Source organism: Cupriavidus oxalaticus, assembly GCF_016894385.1.
GTDB lineage: Bacteria > Pseudomonadota > Gammaproteobacteria > Burkholderiales > Burkholderiaceae > Cupriavidus > Cupriavidus oxalaticus.
Map to the genome: position 1 here is coordinate 1932029 of NZ_CP069812.1, position 14553 is coordinate 1946581.

Consider the following 14553-nt stretch of genomic DNA (forward strand, 5'->3'; position numbering starts at 1 on the left):
CACCCTGGATGATGATCCGCCATGACAGTCCGTAACCTCCATGCCCTGTTTCGCCCCCGCTCGGTCGCTTTGATCGGCGCGACGATGCGGCCGCTCAGCGTCGGGGCCACCGTACTGGCCAACCTGACCGCGGGCGGCTTCGCCGGCCCGGTTTACCTGGTCAATCCCAAGTACGCCACGCTCGCCGGCAGGCCCTGCTACCCGTCTGTCGACGCCCTTCCCGCGCCGCCCGACCTGGCGGTGCTCTGTACGCCCGCTGCCACCATACCCAGGCTCATCACCGAGCTCGGTGCCGCCGGCACGCGCGCGGCCATCGTGCTGAGCGCCGGCTTCGAGGGACCGGCGGACAGCGCCGCCGGCGCCATGCGTCAGGCCATCCTGGAAGCGGCGCGGCCCCATCTGCTAAGGATCCTGGGACCGAACTGCGTCGGCCTCGTTGCCTCGGGCATCGGCCTGAACGCGAGCTTCGCGCCCGGCACGGCCATCCGTGGCAGCCTGGCATTCGCCACGCAGTCCGGCGCGCTGGCCACGGCGGTACTCGACTGGGCACGATCGCGGCAGATCGGCTTTTCTCACTTCATCTCTCTCGGTGACAGTGCCGACGTGGACGTGGCCGATGTGCTCGACTACCTGGCTAGCGACAGCGCGACGCGCGCCATCCTGCTCTATGTCGAGGCCATCCGGCATGGTTCGAAGTTCATGTCGGCGGCGCGCGCTGCGGCCCGCAGCAAGCCGGTACTGATCGTCAAGGCCGGGCGCTCGGCGCAGTCAGCGCGCGCCGCCGCTTCTCATACCGGCGCGCTGGCCGGCGCCGACGGGGTCTATGACGCCGCGATCCGGCGAGCCGGCATGTTACGGATCGATAGCACGGAGGCGCTGTTCGACGCGGTCGAGATGCTGGCGCGGCTGCACGGCGTGCATGGCACGCGCCTTGCCATCCTGACCAACGGCGGCGGCGCCGGCGTGATGGCGACCGACGCGCTCGCGGACGGCGGCGGGATCCTGGCCAGCCTCTCGGACCAGACCTTGGCCAGGCTGGACGACGTGCTTCCCGCCACTTGGCCGCGCGCCAATCCGGTCGACATCATCGGCGATGCGCCCGTCGGGCGCTACCAGAAGGCGCACGCCATCCTGTGCGATGCACCGGAGGTCGATGCCGTGCTGATGATCCATGCCCCCACGGCCATCGTCCCCGCCACGGAGATTGCTGCCGCGCTTGTCAGTGCGCCGCCCGGCGGCAAGCCGCTGCTGACTGCGTGGCTCGGCGGGGATGCGGTGCAACAGGCGCGCCGCTTGTGCCAGCGCGCCGGCTTGCCGACCTTCGAGACACCCGAACAGGCCGTGCGCACATTCCTGCAGGCCTGCGAGTACCGCGACAACCAGCAGCTATTGATGCGCACCCCGCCTGCCGACGACACGTCGGCGCCAACCGACAAGGTCACAGCGCGTGGGATCGTCGCCGATGCGCTGCGCAGTGGCAGACGGACGTTGACAGAACCGGAGGCAAAAGAAGCATTGGCAGCCTATGGCATCCCGGTGGTCCCGACCGCAACGGCGGAAAACGTCGACGACGCAGTGCGGCAGGCCGCATTGCTGGGCTATCCCGTTGCACTGAAGATCCTTTCCGGCGATATCACACACAAAGCCACCGCCGGAGGCGTGGCATTGGGGCTGGCCGACGCTGCCGCCGTGCGTAGCGCCGGCAACGCCATGCTCGCGCGGATCCGGCAGGAGCTTCCGGATGCACGGCTGGACGGATTCACCGTCCAGCCAATGGTCAGCTTCAGCGACAGTTTCGAACTGATCGCCGGTGTCACGACGGATGCCGTGTTCGGGCCGGTGCTGCTGTTCGGCCACGGCGGCGTCAACACCGAGCATATCCGGGACACCGCCATCGCGCTGCCGCCGCTCGATGCCTTGCTCGCCCAGGACCTGGTCTCGCGTACCCGCGTCGGCCGCCTGCTGCAAGGCTGGCGGGGGCATCCGGGCATCGATCGGGAGCGCCTGCTCCACGCACTGGTGCAGCTGTCCCGCATGGTGTGCGACATCCCCGAGATCGCCGAACTCGACGTCAATCCCTTGCTGGCAAGCCCCCATGGCGTGATTGCGCTCGACGCGCGCATCGCCGTGGCCGTTCCGTCCGGCGGAGGACCGCGGCTGTCCATCCAGCCCTATCCGGAAGCGCTGGAGGAGCGCATCGCGTGCAATGGGCACGACTACCTGATACGTCCGGTGCGGCCGACGGATGAGGCTGCCTACCAGGCCTATTTTCGTCAGCTCACGCCGGAGGATATCCACGCACGCTACTTCTGTGCGTTCCGCGAGCCCGACCACGACCGACTCGCGCGGCTGACGCAGATCGACTACGCGCGCGAAATGGTCTTTGTTGCGACGACCACGGATGCTTCGGGCCGGTGCGCGATGCTGGGCGAGGTGCGCGCCATTGCGGACCCGGACAATGTCCAGGCCGAGTTCGGCATCGCCGTGCGCTCGGATTGCCACGGACAGGGATTGGGAAAGCTGTTGCTCGACAAGATGGTGCGCTATGCACGTGCAAGAGGCATCGGCGCGCTGGTGGGCGCTACCTTGCCGCACAACGCCGCCATGCTTGGGCTGGCGCGCAGCTGCGGGTTCACCGTCAAAGCCACGCCAGGCAACGAAGGCGTCAGCCTGCACCTTGCACTGGGGGAAGATGGCTCAAGGCCAGTGCGCCCGGACCTTGTCAGGAAACGCTGACATGGCCTTCTCCGGCCCTGACCCCACGTTCAGCCGTCACCTATTTGCCACTGCGGGGATAAACCAGACACTAGTGTCATGCCCGAGGCCAGTCCAACCCACATCCCTACGCTGTATCTCGTCGAGCCGTCGAATTCGCTCCGCGGTCGGCAGTTGAGCATGCTTGCCCGCATTGCCGGTATCCGCGTCATCGCGGCCGGCGCCAGCGCCAGCAGCGAGCTGGCTTGCCTCTCGCACTACCAGCCCGACATCGTGGTCATCGGCCTGGGCACCGCCAGCACGCGCGCGCTGCACGACGTCAGGGCGATCCGGTCCGCGTTGCCTGGCTGCATCCTGCTCGTGCTGGTCGATACCCTGGCGCAACCGCTTCGGCGTGCCTGCCTGAAGGCAGGTGGCGATTATTGCTTTGACCGAACCCTGGAGCTGGATGCGATACGTACGACGCTGGGACGCCTGGCGCTCGGTGCATGACTGCGATGCCCGTCCTGGCCGGCCCCTCCCGGCCCCTCCTACAGATCCACGTCTTCATCGAACAAATGGTTTCGCATCGCGTAGCGCAATAGCATGGCCTCGTTGGGCATCTGCATTTTTTCCATCAGGCGCATCTTGTATGTGCTGACCGTCTTTGCACTGACGCACAGAGCCGAGGCAATGGCCGTGATGGACTCACCCATCACGAGCCGCCGGTACACTTCCAGCTCCCGGTCCGATAGCCGCAGGTGAGGCAGGTCATCGGTCTGGTCCTTGATGCCACTGGCCAGCTTGGCGGCCATGCCCTGGCTGACATAAGTCCCGCCGCGGGCCACCTGTTCGATGGCGGATACCAACTCGGTCGCCGCGCTCTCCTTGGTCAGGTAGCCAGCCGCCCCCGCCTGGAAGGCTCGTACGATGTATTGCTCTTCGGCGTGCATGGTCAGGACCAGGATGCGCAATGCGGGCTCATCGGCACGCAACAGCCGGATGAGCTCCAGGCCGCTCCGTCCCGGCATGGACAGGTCCAGCAACAGCACTTGCGGGCGACAGTCCCTTACCATTTTCGGCACCTGTGAGCCGTCGGCCGCTTCGCCCACAACCTGGAACACGCCGGCACGCTCCAGAATATGCCGTAATCCGTCGCGCACCACGGCGTGGTCATCCGCAATCATCACGCGTGTCATGCCTTGTCTCCCAGGTCGCTGGGCCAGTGAACAGTCAAGCCCGGCTTCAGTGCGACATGAAGACCGGGAAGGCAGACTGGCGTAGCAGGCAGCGGGTCGATCCTCCCAGCACAAGCTCGCGCAGGCGCGAGTGGCCATAGCCGCCTGCAACGAGCAGGCCGGCCTGCACGGCGTCGACAAGCCGCGGCAGCGCCTCATCCGGGTCACCCTGCTCCACGTGCAGGTCAGCCTCGACGCCGTGGCTAGCCAGCCAGGCCACGAGGCGCTGGCCGCTCTCGTGGCTCGCGTCGCTTTCATGGGTTTCGTGACCCGGCGGCTCACGGCTTTCGTTCACCGTCGCAACCACCAGGACAGACACCGCGGCGGCACGCGCCAGCCACGGCATCGCATCCGCTACAGCCCGCGCGGCCGCCCGCGAGCCATTCCACGCTATCGCGACGCGGCCTTCCAGTGTCGGGCCGGCCAGCCCCGGCAACAGCAGGATGGGCCGTCCGGCTTGCAGCATCACATACTCGGCAACGCCCGACAGTCCGACGGGAACGTCGGTATGTACGGAGGGCGGTCCGGGCAGGATAAGGTCGGCGAAACGGCCGTGTGTAGCCAGCGCCCAGCCGGCTTCAGCTTCAACCACGACATGCCGCGTTGGAATTGTCGGCGAGACGCGCCCGACCCACTCCCGCAGCGCCTCATGGTGTCTCGCAGCCAGGCGCTGGAGCTTGTCCCGTGCGAGGGCGGCGTATTGTCCAGCCTCTTCCCCTGCACTGCGAAACGGCTCCAGCTGCGTCCCGGTTGCGGTGAGTCCGACCACGCTGCCGGCAAATGCCGCGGCAACCTGCGCTGCGCTCTCGACGCGGGCCGCACACGCCGGCCCATCGGTCAGGTCGACAAGGATCGTCTTGAAATTCATGGTTCAGGCCTGCTGGTTGTGGAGGATCGGCATGTCTTAAGTCACCTGGGCTGATACGACGCGGCCGCCCGTGGCCATGCCGCTACCAGCAAGGATGATCTTAGGACTACGATCCCGGTTCAGCCAGATCGATTGCTCCCTGCTCTGCACGGCATCGACAGGCGGCAGGCGGCGGCACATCCGGCACGAATCCGTTTGCTGACAGGGAGTTTCCTGTTATTCCCGGATACAGGCCATAACCTGTTTATCAGTAATACAGGCTACAGCTTGTAAAAGCATAAAACAGGTTATATCCTGTATGGCAACAGCAAACAACGGTCGACCACACCGGGCCGGCAGCCGCCGATATGCACTATTCCATCCAGACACTCAGCCAGTTGCGGCCGATCCTGCAGGGCTTCCGGAAGTCCAGGGGCCTGACGCAGGCAAATATGGCGGCTTACCTCGGCGTCAGGCAGCAGACCTATGCCGAACTGGAAGCCAACCCTGCCGCGGCCAGCGTAGAGCGGCTGTTCAAGGCGCTGCGCGTGCTGGGCGTGGAGATGGTCCTTTCCCCTGCTCCAGATACCGCCATGCAGCCGGAACCGGAGCCTCCTTCCGGCTCCGTGACGCCGCCGGAAAAGGATCCGCGCCGGGCTACACAGGAAGAACAGCCGAAAATGCCCGCGAAGCGCAAGGCAAGCCGCACCGCCCTCGAGACCGGTCAGCCAAAGCGGGAGGACTGGTAGCCATGACGCGCGGCACGCACGCGAAGCGTCTCGACCTGTGGATGAACGGCTTGCCGGTGGGTCACTGGGAAACCGCGCCCGCCGGCGACCGGCTGGCCTATCGCGAAGACTGGATTGCCGACCCGCAAGGCCGGCCGCTGTCCTTGTCATTGCCCTTTACGCCGGGCAACCAGCCACACCGCGGACCGGTAGTCGCCAACTATTTCGACAACCTGCTGCCCGACAGCGATGCCATCAGGCGGCGCATCGCGGCCCGGTATCAGACCGGCGGGACCGACGCCTTCGCGCTGCTGGCCAGGCTCGGCCGCGACTGCGCCGGCGCCCTGCAGATGCTGCCGCCGCAGGAAGCGCCGATGGCGTTGAAGCGCGTCCAGGGCCGCCCGCTGTCGGAGACGGAGATCGCCACCCTGCTGCACGAGGCCACGGCCGAGCCCGTGCTCGGGCTGCGCGAGCCTATCGATGACCTGCGCCTGTCAATTGCCGGCGCACAGGAAAAGACCGCGCTGCTGCGCTGGGACGGGCAATGGCTGTTGCCGCAAGGCAGTACGCCGACCACGCATATCTTCAAGCTGCCCATGGGACTGGTGGGCAATATGCGCGCCGACATGCGGACCTCGGTGGAAAACGAATGGCTCTGCGCCAGGATCGTCGCCGCGTTTGGCCTGCCGGTCGCTGCCTGCGAGATCGCCCGCTTCGGGGATACCAAGGCGCTGGTCGTCGAACGCTTCGACCGCAAGCCCTCGGCAGACGGTTCCTGGCTGCTGCGCCTGCCGCAGGAAGACATGTGCCAGGCCACCGGGACGTCGGCATTGCAGAAGTACGAGTCGGACGGCGGGCCTGGCATCCAGCAGATCGCAGACATCCTCTCGGGCTCGCGCTCGGCGCTGTCCGATCGCCGCAACTTCTTCCTCGCGCAGATCGTCTTCTGGCTGCTCGCGGCCACGGATGGACATGGCAAGAACTTCAGCATCAGCCACCTGCCGGGCAGCCGATATGAGGCGACGCCGCTGTATGACATCCTGTCGGCGCATCCGATCATCGGCAAAGGCAAGAACCAGGTGGCGCCGCAACGGGCCCGGCTGGCGATGGCGTTGCACGGCAAGAATTCGCACTACGCCATCCAGGAGATCCAGCGGCGGCACTGGTTTGCCCAGGGACAGCGCATCGGCTTCTCGCCCGACGATGTCGAGTCGATGCTCGACGAGGTCATGTCGCAGACCAGCCGGGCTATCGACGCCGCCGCTTCCGCGCTGCCGCCGGAATTCCCCATGGACCTGGCCGATGCGATCTTCGATGGCATGCGCCGGCAGCAGCGGCGCCTGGCCGCCTGAGACTGGCGCCGGCTTTCATGGCGGTTGCGCCTCACCACCGCCCTCACCTTGCCACGCCGCCCAAATCTGCCTCTAATAGTCTGAACAGGCGGGTCGGCATGACCCGGGCCGGTCAGGAGGCGAAATGCGCTGCACGCATTGCGGCTTCGCGAACCTTGCGGGCGCCAACTTCTGCGAGGAGTGCGGGGCAAGGCTTGCCCGCATTTGCCCGCAATGCGGCGCAGAAGCCACTCCGGCGGCCAAGTTCTGCCGGGCCTGCGGCGTTTCCCTGGCCGATGCACCCGTGCCGCAGCGCTTGTCGCCCCAATCGCCCCAATCGCCCCAATCGCCCCAATCGCCTCAATCGCCCCAATCGCCTCAATCGCCCAGGCCACCCGCGACCGCCCCGGTCCATTACACCCCGCCCCATCTCGCCGAACGCATCCTGGCCGAACAGGCCGCGATGGAAGCCCGCGGCGATGCCGCCGGCGAGCGCAAGACCATCACCGCGCTGTTTGCCGACATGGCCGGCTCGACCGCGCTGACGCAGGACATGGACCCGGAAGACGCGCGCCGCCTGATCGACCCGGTGGTGACGCTGATGATGGAGGCAGTCCACCATTACGAAGGCTATGTCGCCAAGTTCCTCGGCGACGGCATCCTGGCGCTGTTCGGCGCGCCCATCGCGCACGAGGACCACGCCCTGCGTGCGCTGTACGCCGCGCTGCGGATGCAGGGCGCGATGCATCGCCACAGCGACCGGGTCCGGCTGGAGCAAGGCATCCCGCTGCAGATCCGCATCGGCATCCATACCGGCGAGGTGGTGGTGCGATCGATCCGCAAGGACGACCTGCATACCGATTACGATCCGGTCGGCCACACCATCCACATTGCCTCGCGCATGGAAGGGATTGCCACCCCGGCATCGATCCTGGTCAGCGAATCCACGCACAAGCTCGCCGAGGGCTATTTCGAGTTCACGGCGCTGGGCACCACGCATGTCAAGGGCGTGCGCGAACCGCTGGCGGTGTACGAGGTGGTGGGCCTGGGGGCATTGCGCACGCGCCTGCAGGTGGCGGCGCACCGCGGGCTGGCCCGCTTCGTCGGGCGCCAGCAGGAACTGGAGCACCTGCATGAGGCGCTGGAGCACGCCAAGGCGGGCAGCGGGCGCATCGTCGCCGTGGTCGGCGAAGCGGGCGTGGGCAAGTCGCGGCTGTTCCATGAGTTCAAGACCCGCTCGCAACAGGGCTGCCTGGCGCTGGAGACGTTCTCGGTCTCGCACGGCAAGGCTTTTGCCTACCTGCCGCTGATCGAACTGCTGAAGAACTACTTCCAGATCACCGCGCAGGACGGCGACCGCGCCTGCCGCGAGAAGGTGACGGGACGGCTGCTGACGCTTGACCGTTCGCTGGAAGATCACCTGCCCTACCTGCTCTACCTGCTCGGCACCACCGAACCGGGTTCGCCGCTGCCGACCATGGACCCGTCGATCCGGCGCCAGCGCACCTTTGACGCGATCGCCCGCCTGCTGGTGCGCGAGAGCGTCAACCAGCCGCTGATGCTGATCTTCGAAGACCTGCAATGGCTCGACGGCGAGACCGAGGCCTTCCTCAACATGATGGTCGACCATGTGCCCGCCGCGCGCATGGTGCTGCTGGTCAACTACCGGCCCGAATACACCCATCGCTGGGAAGCCGGGCCGCATTACTCGCAGCTGCGGCTGCAGCCGCTGGGCCCGGCCGAGGCGCAGGGCCTGCTGACCGCGCTGCTGGGCGACGACCAGAGCCTGGTGCCGCTGAAGCGGCTGATCCTCGACAAGACCGAAGGCAACCCGTTCTTCATGGAGGAAGTGGTCCAGACCCTGTCCGAGGAAGGCGCGCTGCTGGGCCAGCCCGGCTGCTACCGCATCGAGCAGGCGCCTGCCCTGCTCCATATCCCCACCACGGTCCAGGGGGTGCTCGCCGCGCGTATCGACCGGTTGCCGCTGGCGCAGAAAGAACTGCTGCAGACGCTGGCGATCATCGGCAAGGAATTCCCGCAGAGCCTGGTGCTGCGGGTGGCCGGGCTGGAGGGTGACAAGCTGCATCCGCTGCTGGCCGACCTGCAGGCTGCGGATTTCATCCATGAACGACCGGCGTTCCCCGAAGTCGAGTACGCCTTCAAGCACGCGCTGACCCAGGAAGTCGCAGGCAATTCGCTGCTGACCGAACGCCGCAGCGCCTTGCATGAAATCACGGCGCGCGCGATCGAGGACTTGTTCCAGGGCCGGCTCAAGGACTATTGCAGCGAGCTGGCCCACCACTACAGCCTCAGCGGCAACGTGCCCAAGGCGGTCGAGTACCTGCACTGCGCCGGCCAGCAGGCGCTGCAGCGCTCGGCGCAGGTCGAGGCGATCCGGCACCTGAGCACCGCCATCGAGTTGCTCAAGCGCCAGCCCGATACCGCCGAGCGCGCGCGCCAGGAACTGACGCTGCTGCTGACGCTGGGGCCGGCGCTGATGGCGACGCGGGGGCAGGCGTCGCAGGAAGTCGAGGCCAACTACCGGCGCGCGCTGGCGCTGTGCGAACAGGGCCGGCAGACGCCCTACGTCTTTTCCGCGCAGCTCGGCCTGTGGGCCTTCTACCAGTTGCGTGCGCAATACCAGGTGGCGTTGCCGCTGGGCAAGCGGCTGCTCGGCCTGGCGCTGCAGTCGCAGCGCCCCAAGCAACTGGCCGAAGGCCATCGCGTGCTGGGCGCCACGCTGTTCCGGATGGGCAAGCTCGACGCCGCGCGCTCGCATATGGAGGCCGTGCTCGCCCTGCCCCACCCCGACGCGCAGGCCTATGACTTCCTGATGGGCTACGGGCGCGATCCGGCCGTGCACGCGACCAGCACGCTGGGCTGGATCCTGTGGTACCTCGGCTGTCCCGACCATGCCCGCGCGCTGTGCCAGGAAGCGCTGGTGATGGCGCGCGCGCCCCGATGCCTACAACCTGGCGCTGTGCCTGGTATTTGCCGCGGAAGTGCACCAATGCCGGCGCGAGGCGCAGCTGGCACGCGAGTATGCCGAGGCCGCGATCGCAATCTCCGGCGAGCAGGGTTTCCCGATCTACCTGGCGTGGGCCACGGTGGTGCAAGGCTGGGCCATGGCAGAACTGGGAGACGTCGAAAAAGGGATCGCCCGTATCCGCCATGGCCTGGCCGCCTACGAGGCCACCGGCGCGGTGCTCGGCACGCCCAACCTTTTGTCGCTGCTGGCCTACGCCTGCAACAAGGCCGGACAGACGGACGCCGCGCAGGAAGCGCTGGCGCGAGGGCTGGCGCTGGCCGAAGAGAACGGCGAGCGGCTCGACGAAGCCACGCTGTGGCGACTGCGCGGCGACATGCTGTGCCGGCTGCAGCCTGACGAACACCAGCAAGCGGAAGCCTGCTTCCGGCAGGCGCTCGACATCGCCACCGGGCAAGGCTCCAGACTGCTGGCGCTGCGCGCCGCGCTAAGCCTGGCCAGGCTGTGGCGCGCGCAAGGCAAGACCGGCGTGGCGCGCGAGACGCTGGCCCGGCACCTTGCGCCGCTGACCGAAGGCAGCGACACCGCCGACCAGCAGGAGGCCGCCGCGCTGCTGGCGGCGCTGGGAGGCGAGGTATCGGGCACTGCGGGCGGCACCTCCGCCGGCACCCCGGCCGGCACCTCAACCCCTGCGCGCCCATGACCCCGCTCCAGGCCCGCCAGCTGCAGGACCGCTTCGCTGCCGTGTGGACGCGCGCGGGCGGCACGCATGCGGGCGACGCCTATGCCGATCTTGCCGGCCGCTATGGCGAGCCGGGCCGCCATTACCACACCCTCGACCATATCCGCCGCTGCCTGCGTGACCTGGATTGGGCTCGCGGCGCCATCGCCACGGCCGATGCCGATGCGGTGGAACTGGCGCTGTGGTGCCATGACGTGATCTTTGTACCTGGCGCGGCCGACAACGAAGCCCGCAGCGCAGGCTGGATCCTGCAATGGGGGACCGGCATCGCCAGGGCCGACCGGATCGCCGCACTGGTGCTGGAAACCGTCCACGACGGGATCCCTGCCAGCACAGCGGGCCGCTTCACCGCCGATATCGACCTGGCGGCGCTCGGCTGCAGCCGGACGCGCTTCCGTCATAACGGCGCCTGCCTGCGCGCCGAGCGCACCGACCTCGACGACCAGGCCTACGACGCAGCCGAGCGCGCCTTCCTGCGCGCGCTGCTGGACAGCCCGCGCATCTACCATACCGAGCCGTTCCACGCGCGCTATGAAGCCCGCGCGCGCGCCAACCTGGCGTGGCGGCTGGCGCAGCCGGGCCTTGCTGGCGTCACAGGCGTCACAGGCGTCACAGGAACTCGCCGCTGATGTCGATGCTGGAGCGCTGGCCGATGCTGTCGTAGTGCTGCGCCAGCCAGTCCGTGGCCTGCGCCCTGCCCTGGTCGCGCAGCGCGCACAGGAAGCCCCAGTCGGCGTTGTACTTGGTCGACACGCCAAGCGCAGCCATGGTCTCGTCGGAGCGGATCGAGTGGATCCACATCTCCTTCATGTCGCGCCCGTCCACCTTGCCCTGCTGGATCAGCGCGGTGACAAAGGCAATGGCGCGCATCTCGCGCATCAGCGATGAGTTGAAGCTGAGCTCGTTGACGCGGTTGAGGATATCCGCCGCCGAGGTCGGCACGCCGTGGCGCACGATCGGGTTGATATGGACGATGACCACGTCGCGGGTCTGGCAGTGGTAGATCAGCGGAAAGATCGCCGGGTTGCCGACATAACCGCCGTCCCAGTAATACTGGCCATCGATGCACACCGCCTGGAACAGCGTGGGAACGCAGGCCGACGCCAGCACGGCATCGATGCTCAGCTCCTCCGGCGGGAAGATGCGAATGCGGCCGGTCTCGATATTGGTGGCGCACAGGTAGAGCCGGATCGGGCAATGCTCGCGCAGCGCGGCGAAGTCGACTTGCGTGCCGAGCACTTCGCGCAGCGGGTTCAGGTTGTTGGGATTGAACTGGTACGGCGACAGCAGGCGCAGCGCAATGTCGGCCATGGCATACAGCGGCGAATGGTTCAGCCCCAGGGTATGGCCGGTCTTGAACCACGGCATCCAGCGGAACGGGCTGTAGCGCTGCGCGGAGCTCGAGATCGCCAGCCAGAACGCGTGCAAGGCCTCGCGCGCGCCCGCGCTGCCGCCTTGCAGCAGCCCGTAGGCCAGCACCGCGCCGTTCATGGCCCCGGCGCTGGTGGCGCTGACGCCCTCGATCGCCAGCCTGCCGTCCTCGAGCAGACGGTCGAGCACGCCCCAGGTGAATGCGCCGTGCATGCCGCCGCCCTGCAGGGCAAGCGACACGGGTTTGCGGTCTGGCTGGTCCGGCTGCATCCGAGGCTCCCTCCCTGGCGTGCCATGCGGCTGCGCCAGGCTCCGTGCTGCGGGCGGTTATCCGTATCCATCCAGTGTAGGGAATAAGCCGTTTGCCGGCAGCCCGGCGCGTGGCCTGGCGGGCGGACCGATGGCGGGCTTGCCGCTTGCGCCAGGCCTGGACATCCGTCAGGCGCTGGCGGCGGCCATCACGACGTGCGCCTGCATCGGGCCGGAGACGGGGCCGTTGCCATATGCCGCCCGGAACGCCTGGGCGCAAGCGTCGGTCGCCCGCGCCAGCGCATCGGGACCGCGCCGCTCCAGGTCCGCGCGCAGCGGCGTGCCCTGGCAGTACGCCACCGCCGGGATGCGGGCGGCATCGGCGCGGCTGGTGGCGGTGACGGTCTCGAACAGCGGCGGCGCGGTAAAGCCGCCGTGCCGCAAGTCCTGCTCGATCGCCGCCTGGCTGTGATAGCCGTGCGGCGTGCGCGCCATGAAATCCGGCGGCGACCCGGGGAACAGGCGGGCCAGCGCCGCCGTGACATCGCGGGCAAAGGCATTGAATTCGATCCGGTCCCACACGTTGAACACCAGCGTCCCGCCGGGCACCAGCACGCGGCGCGCTTCGGCGAAGGCGCGGGCCTTGTCCGGGAAGAACATCACGCCGAACTGGCAGGCTACCAGGTCGAAGCTGGCATCGCCGAACGGCAGCGCCATCGCATCGGCCTCGCGCCAGGTCACGGGGCGCTCTGTGCCTTCGGCCTGGGCCCGCGCCAGCATCGGCGCATTGAGGTCGGTGGCGACGATGATCGCGCCGGGCGCGAGCCGGCGCGCCAGCTCGCGCGTGAGCACGCCGGTGCCGGCGGCCAGTTCCAGCACACGGCGCGGCTGCAGCGCGGCGATGCGCTCGGCGAGGTCGGCGGCATAAGGCGCAAAGATCATGGGCACCATCAGCGACGCATACACGTCGGGGATCGCACCGGCGAAAAGGTTGTCGGCATTCGGGTAGTCGACACTCGGGCGGCCGGCATTCGGCAAAGCCATGGAAATCCCCTTGCCCGGCGCACTGGAAGCCGGGATCGACTCAGTGGGTGTAGGACACCCGGCCGCGAAAGTAAACCGGCCGGCGCTGCCTGCCGGGGCGCAATGGTGTCACGGCCGACCCAGTGCCCGCGCTTCCTTCATCTGTGCGTTGGCGAATTCGAGCATGCGCAGCACTTCGTCAAATACCGGCAGCGCGTATTCGCGGCCCGGCACGTCCGGCATGCCGGCGCGGTCGGCGGCAACGCCGCGGATCAGGTCCTCCAGGAAGCCGGGCTGGCTCGCCTCGGCGCGCTGCAACAGCAGGTGCAGCAGGTATGCGCAGGCGTCAAGGCGCGAAACTTGCATGGCATTCATGGAACTTTCCCCCTGTCATGTCGGGCACGGCGCGCACCGCGCGTGGTGCGCGCCATTGAAAAAATACAGGGCACACGCGGACAAGGCAATGATCCGGATCGGCATCTCGGGCTGGCGCTACGACGGGTGGCGCGGCGTGTTCTATCCCAAGGGGCTGGCGCAGCGGCGCGAGCTGGAGTTCGCCTCGCGCGCGGTCGATTCGATCGAGATCAACGGCTCCCACTATGCGCTGCAGACGCTGCGCAGCTATCGCGCGTGGTACGAGGCCACGCCCGAGGATTTTGTCTTCAGCGTCAAGGGATCGCGCTACCTGACGCATATGCTGCGCGTCCGCGACGACAAGGCGCGCCCGGCCATGGCCAACTTCCTGGCATCCGGCGTGCTGGCGCTGGAGGAAAAGCTGGGTCCGATGCTGTGGCAGTTCCCCCCGAACTTTGCCTTCGATCCGGAGCGGATGGCGCGCTTCCTCGCCCTGCTGCCGCACAACACCCACAGCGCGCGCGAACTGGCGCGCGAACACGACAGCCGGGTCAAGCAGCCCTGGTGCGAGACGCGGCGCCGGCGCCCGATCCGGCACGCGGTGGAAATCCGGCACGACAGCTTCTGCACGCCCGAATTCCCGGCGCTGCTGCGGCGCCATCGCGTCGCGCTGGTGATCTCCGACGCCGTCGCCGACTGGCCCTACGCAGAAGACATCACCAGCAATTTCCTCTACCTGCGGCTGCATGGCAGCCAGACGCTGTACGGCGGCAGCTACTCCGACAAGGCGCTGCACCGCTGGGCCGACCGGCTGGACAGATGGGCCAGCGGCCACGAACCGGCCGATGCGCAGCGGATCTCGCCCAGGCGCCCGCGCAAGGCCGCCCACCGCGACGTCTACTGCTATTTCGACAACGACCAGAAGGTCAAGGCGCCGTTCGATGCGCAGCGCCTGATGCGCCTGCTGCAAAAGGCCTGAGCGGCCCTGGA

At 67.8% G+C, this 14553-nt stretch carries 11 protein-coding genes and 2 pseudogenes; 7 read left to right on the plus strand and 6 right to left on the minus strand.

Annotation, left to right across the window (positions count from 1 at the left end; all coding sequences use genetic code 11):
* Positions 1-21: 21 nt before the first annotated feature.
* Positions 22-2736: a bifunctional acetate--CoA ligase family protein/GNAT family N-acetyltransferase gene (locus tag JTE92_RS21310; protein ID WP_063238765.1), complete on the plus strand. Its 2715-nt coding sequence runs from the start codon at positions 22-24 to the stop codon at positions 2734-2736.
* Positions 2737-2895: 159 nt separating this feature from the next.
* Positions 2896-3207 (plus strand): response regulator, encoded by a 312-nt coding sequence (locus tag JTE92_RS21315; RefSeq protein WP_063238764.1) that lies wholly within the window; start codon positions 2896-2898, stop codon positions 3205-3207.
* A 38-nt stretch (positions 3208-3245) separates the two neighbouring features.
* Here the strand turns inward: JTE92_RS21315 and JTE92_RS21320 are convergent, their stop codons facing one another.
* The 3 genes and pseudogenes from JTE92_RS21320 to JTE92_RS30810 form a co-directional block, all read right to left on the minus strand.
* Positions 3246-3893 (minus strand): response regulator, encoded by a 648-nt coding sequence (locus JTE92_RS21320; protein ID WP_063238763.1) that lies wholly within the window; start codon positions 3891-3893, stop codon positions 3246-3248.
* A gap of 46 nt (positions 3894-3939) precedes the next feature.
* Positions 3940-4800: a universal stress protein gene (locus tag JTE92_RS21325; RefSeq protein ID WP_063238762.1), complete on the minus strand. Its 861-nt coding sequence runs from the start codon at positions 4798-4800 to the stop codon at positions 3940-3942.
* Between the two features lie 54 nt (positions 4801-4854).
* Positions 4855-4985 (minus strand): annotated as a pseudogene (locus JTE92_RS30810) (hypothetical protein); the annotation flags it as partial.
* A gap of 162 nt (positions 4986-5147) precedes the next feature.
* Between JTE92_RS30810 and JTE92_RS21335 the strand changes: the two are divergent.
* The 4 genes and pseudogenes from JTE92_RS21335 to JTE92_RS21350 all read left to right on the plus strand — a co-directional run bounded on the left by JTE92_RS21335 (position 5148) and on the right by JTE92_RS21350 (position 11195).
* On the plus strand, positions 5148-5528 hold the full coding sequence (locus JTE92_RS21335) for a helix-turn-helix domain-containing protein (RefSeq protein ID WP_063238761.1): 381 nt from the start codon (positions 5148-5150) through the stop codon (positions 5526-5528).
* 2 nt (positions 5529-5530) lie between these two features.
* Complete coding sequence (locus tag JTE92_RS21340) at positions 5531-6859, plus strand: type II toxin-antitoxin system HipA family toxin (protein WP_063238760.1); 1329 nt, start codon at positions 5531-5533, stop codon at positions 6857-6859.
* Between the two features lie 124 nt (positions 6860-6983).
* A pseudogene (locus JTE92_RS21345) lies at positions 6984-10527 on the plus strand (adenylate/guanylate cyclase domain-containing protein).
* Positions 10524-11195 carry an HD domain-containing protein gene (locus tag JTE92_RS21350; protein ID WP_063238758.1) on the plus strand — a complete coding sequence of 224 codons (672 nt, stop codon included), beginning with the start codon at positions 10524-10526 and terminating at the stop codon, positions 11193-11195. Before JTE92_RS21345 ends, JTE92_RS21350 begins: the two are co-directional and overlap by 4 nt.
* Here the strand turns inward: JTE92_RS21350 and JTE92_RS21355 are convergent.
* The 3 genes from JTE92_RS21355 to JTE92_RS21365 all read right to left on the minus strand — a co-directional run bounded on the left by JTE92_RS21355 (position 11176) and on the right by JTE92_RS21365 (position 13584).
* Positions 11176-12207: a patatin-like phospholipase family protein gene (locus tag JTE92_RS21355; RefSeq protein ID WP_063238757.1), complete on the minus strand. Its 1032-nt coding sequence runs from the start codon at positions 12205-12207 to the stop codon at positions 11176-11178. The two genes, JTE92_RS21350 and JTE92_RS21355, sit on opposite strands and share 20 nt — an antisense overlap.
* 168 nt (positions 12208-12375) lie before the next feature.
* Entirely contained in the window at positions 12376-13230 is an 855-nt protein-coding gene (locus JTE92_RS21360; protein ID WP_063238756.1) for a class I SAM-dependent methyltransferase, read from the minus strand.
* A 108-nt stretch (positions 13231-13338) separates the two neighbouring features.
* Positions 13339-13584, minus strand: coding sequence for a hypothetical protein (locus JTE92_RS21365; RefSeq protein ID WP_063238755.1), 246 nt, complete (start codon positions 13582-13584; stop codon positions 13339-13341).
* Between the two features lie 88 nt (positions 13585-13672).
* Between JTE92_RS21365 and JTE92_RS21370 the strand changes: the two genes are divergently transcribed.
* Positions 13673-14542, plus strand: a complete 870-nt coding sequence (locus tag JTE92_RS21370; RefSeq protein WP_063238754.1) for a DUF72 domain-containing protein — start codon at positions 13673-13675, stop codon at positions 14540-14542.
* The last annotated feature ends 11 nt before the right edge of the window (positions 14543-14553 follow it).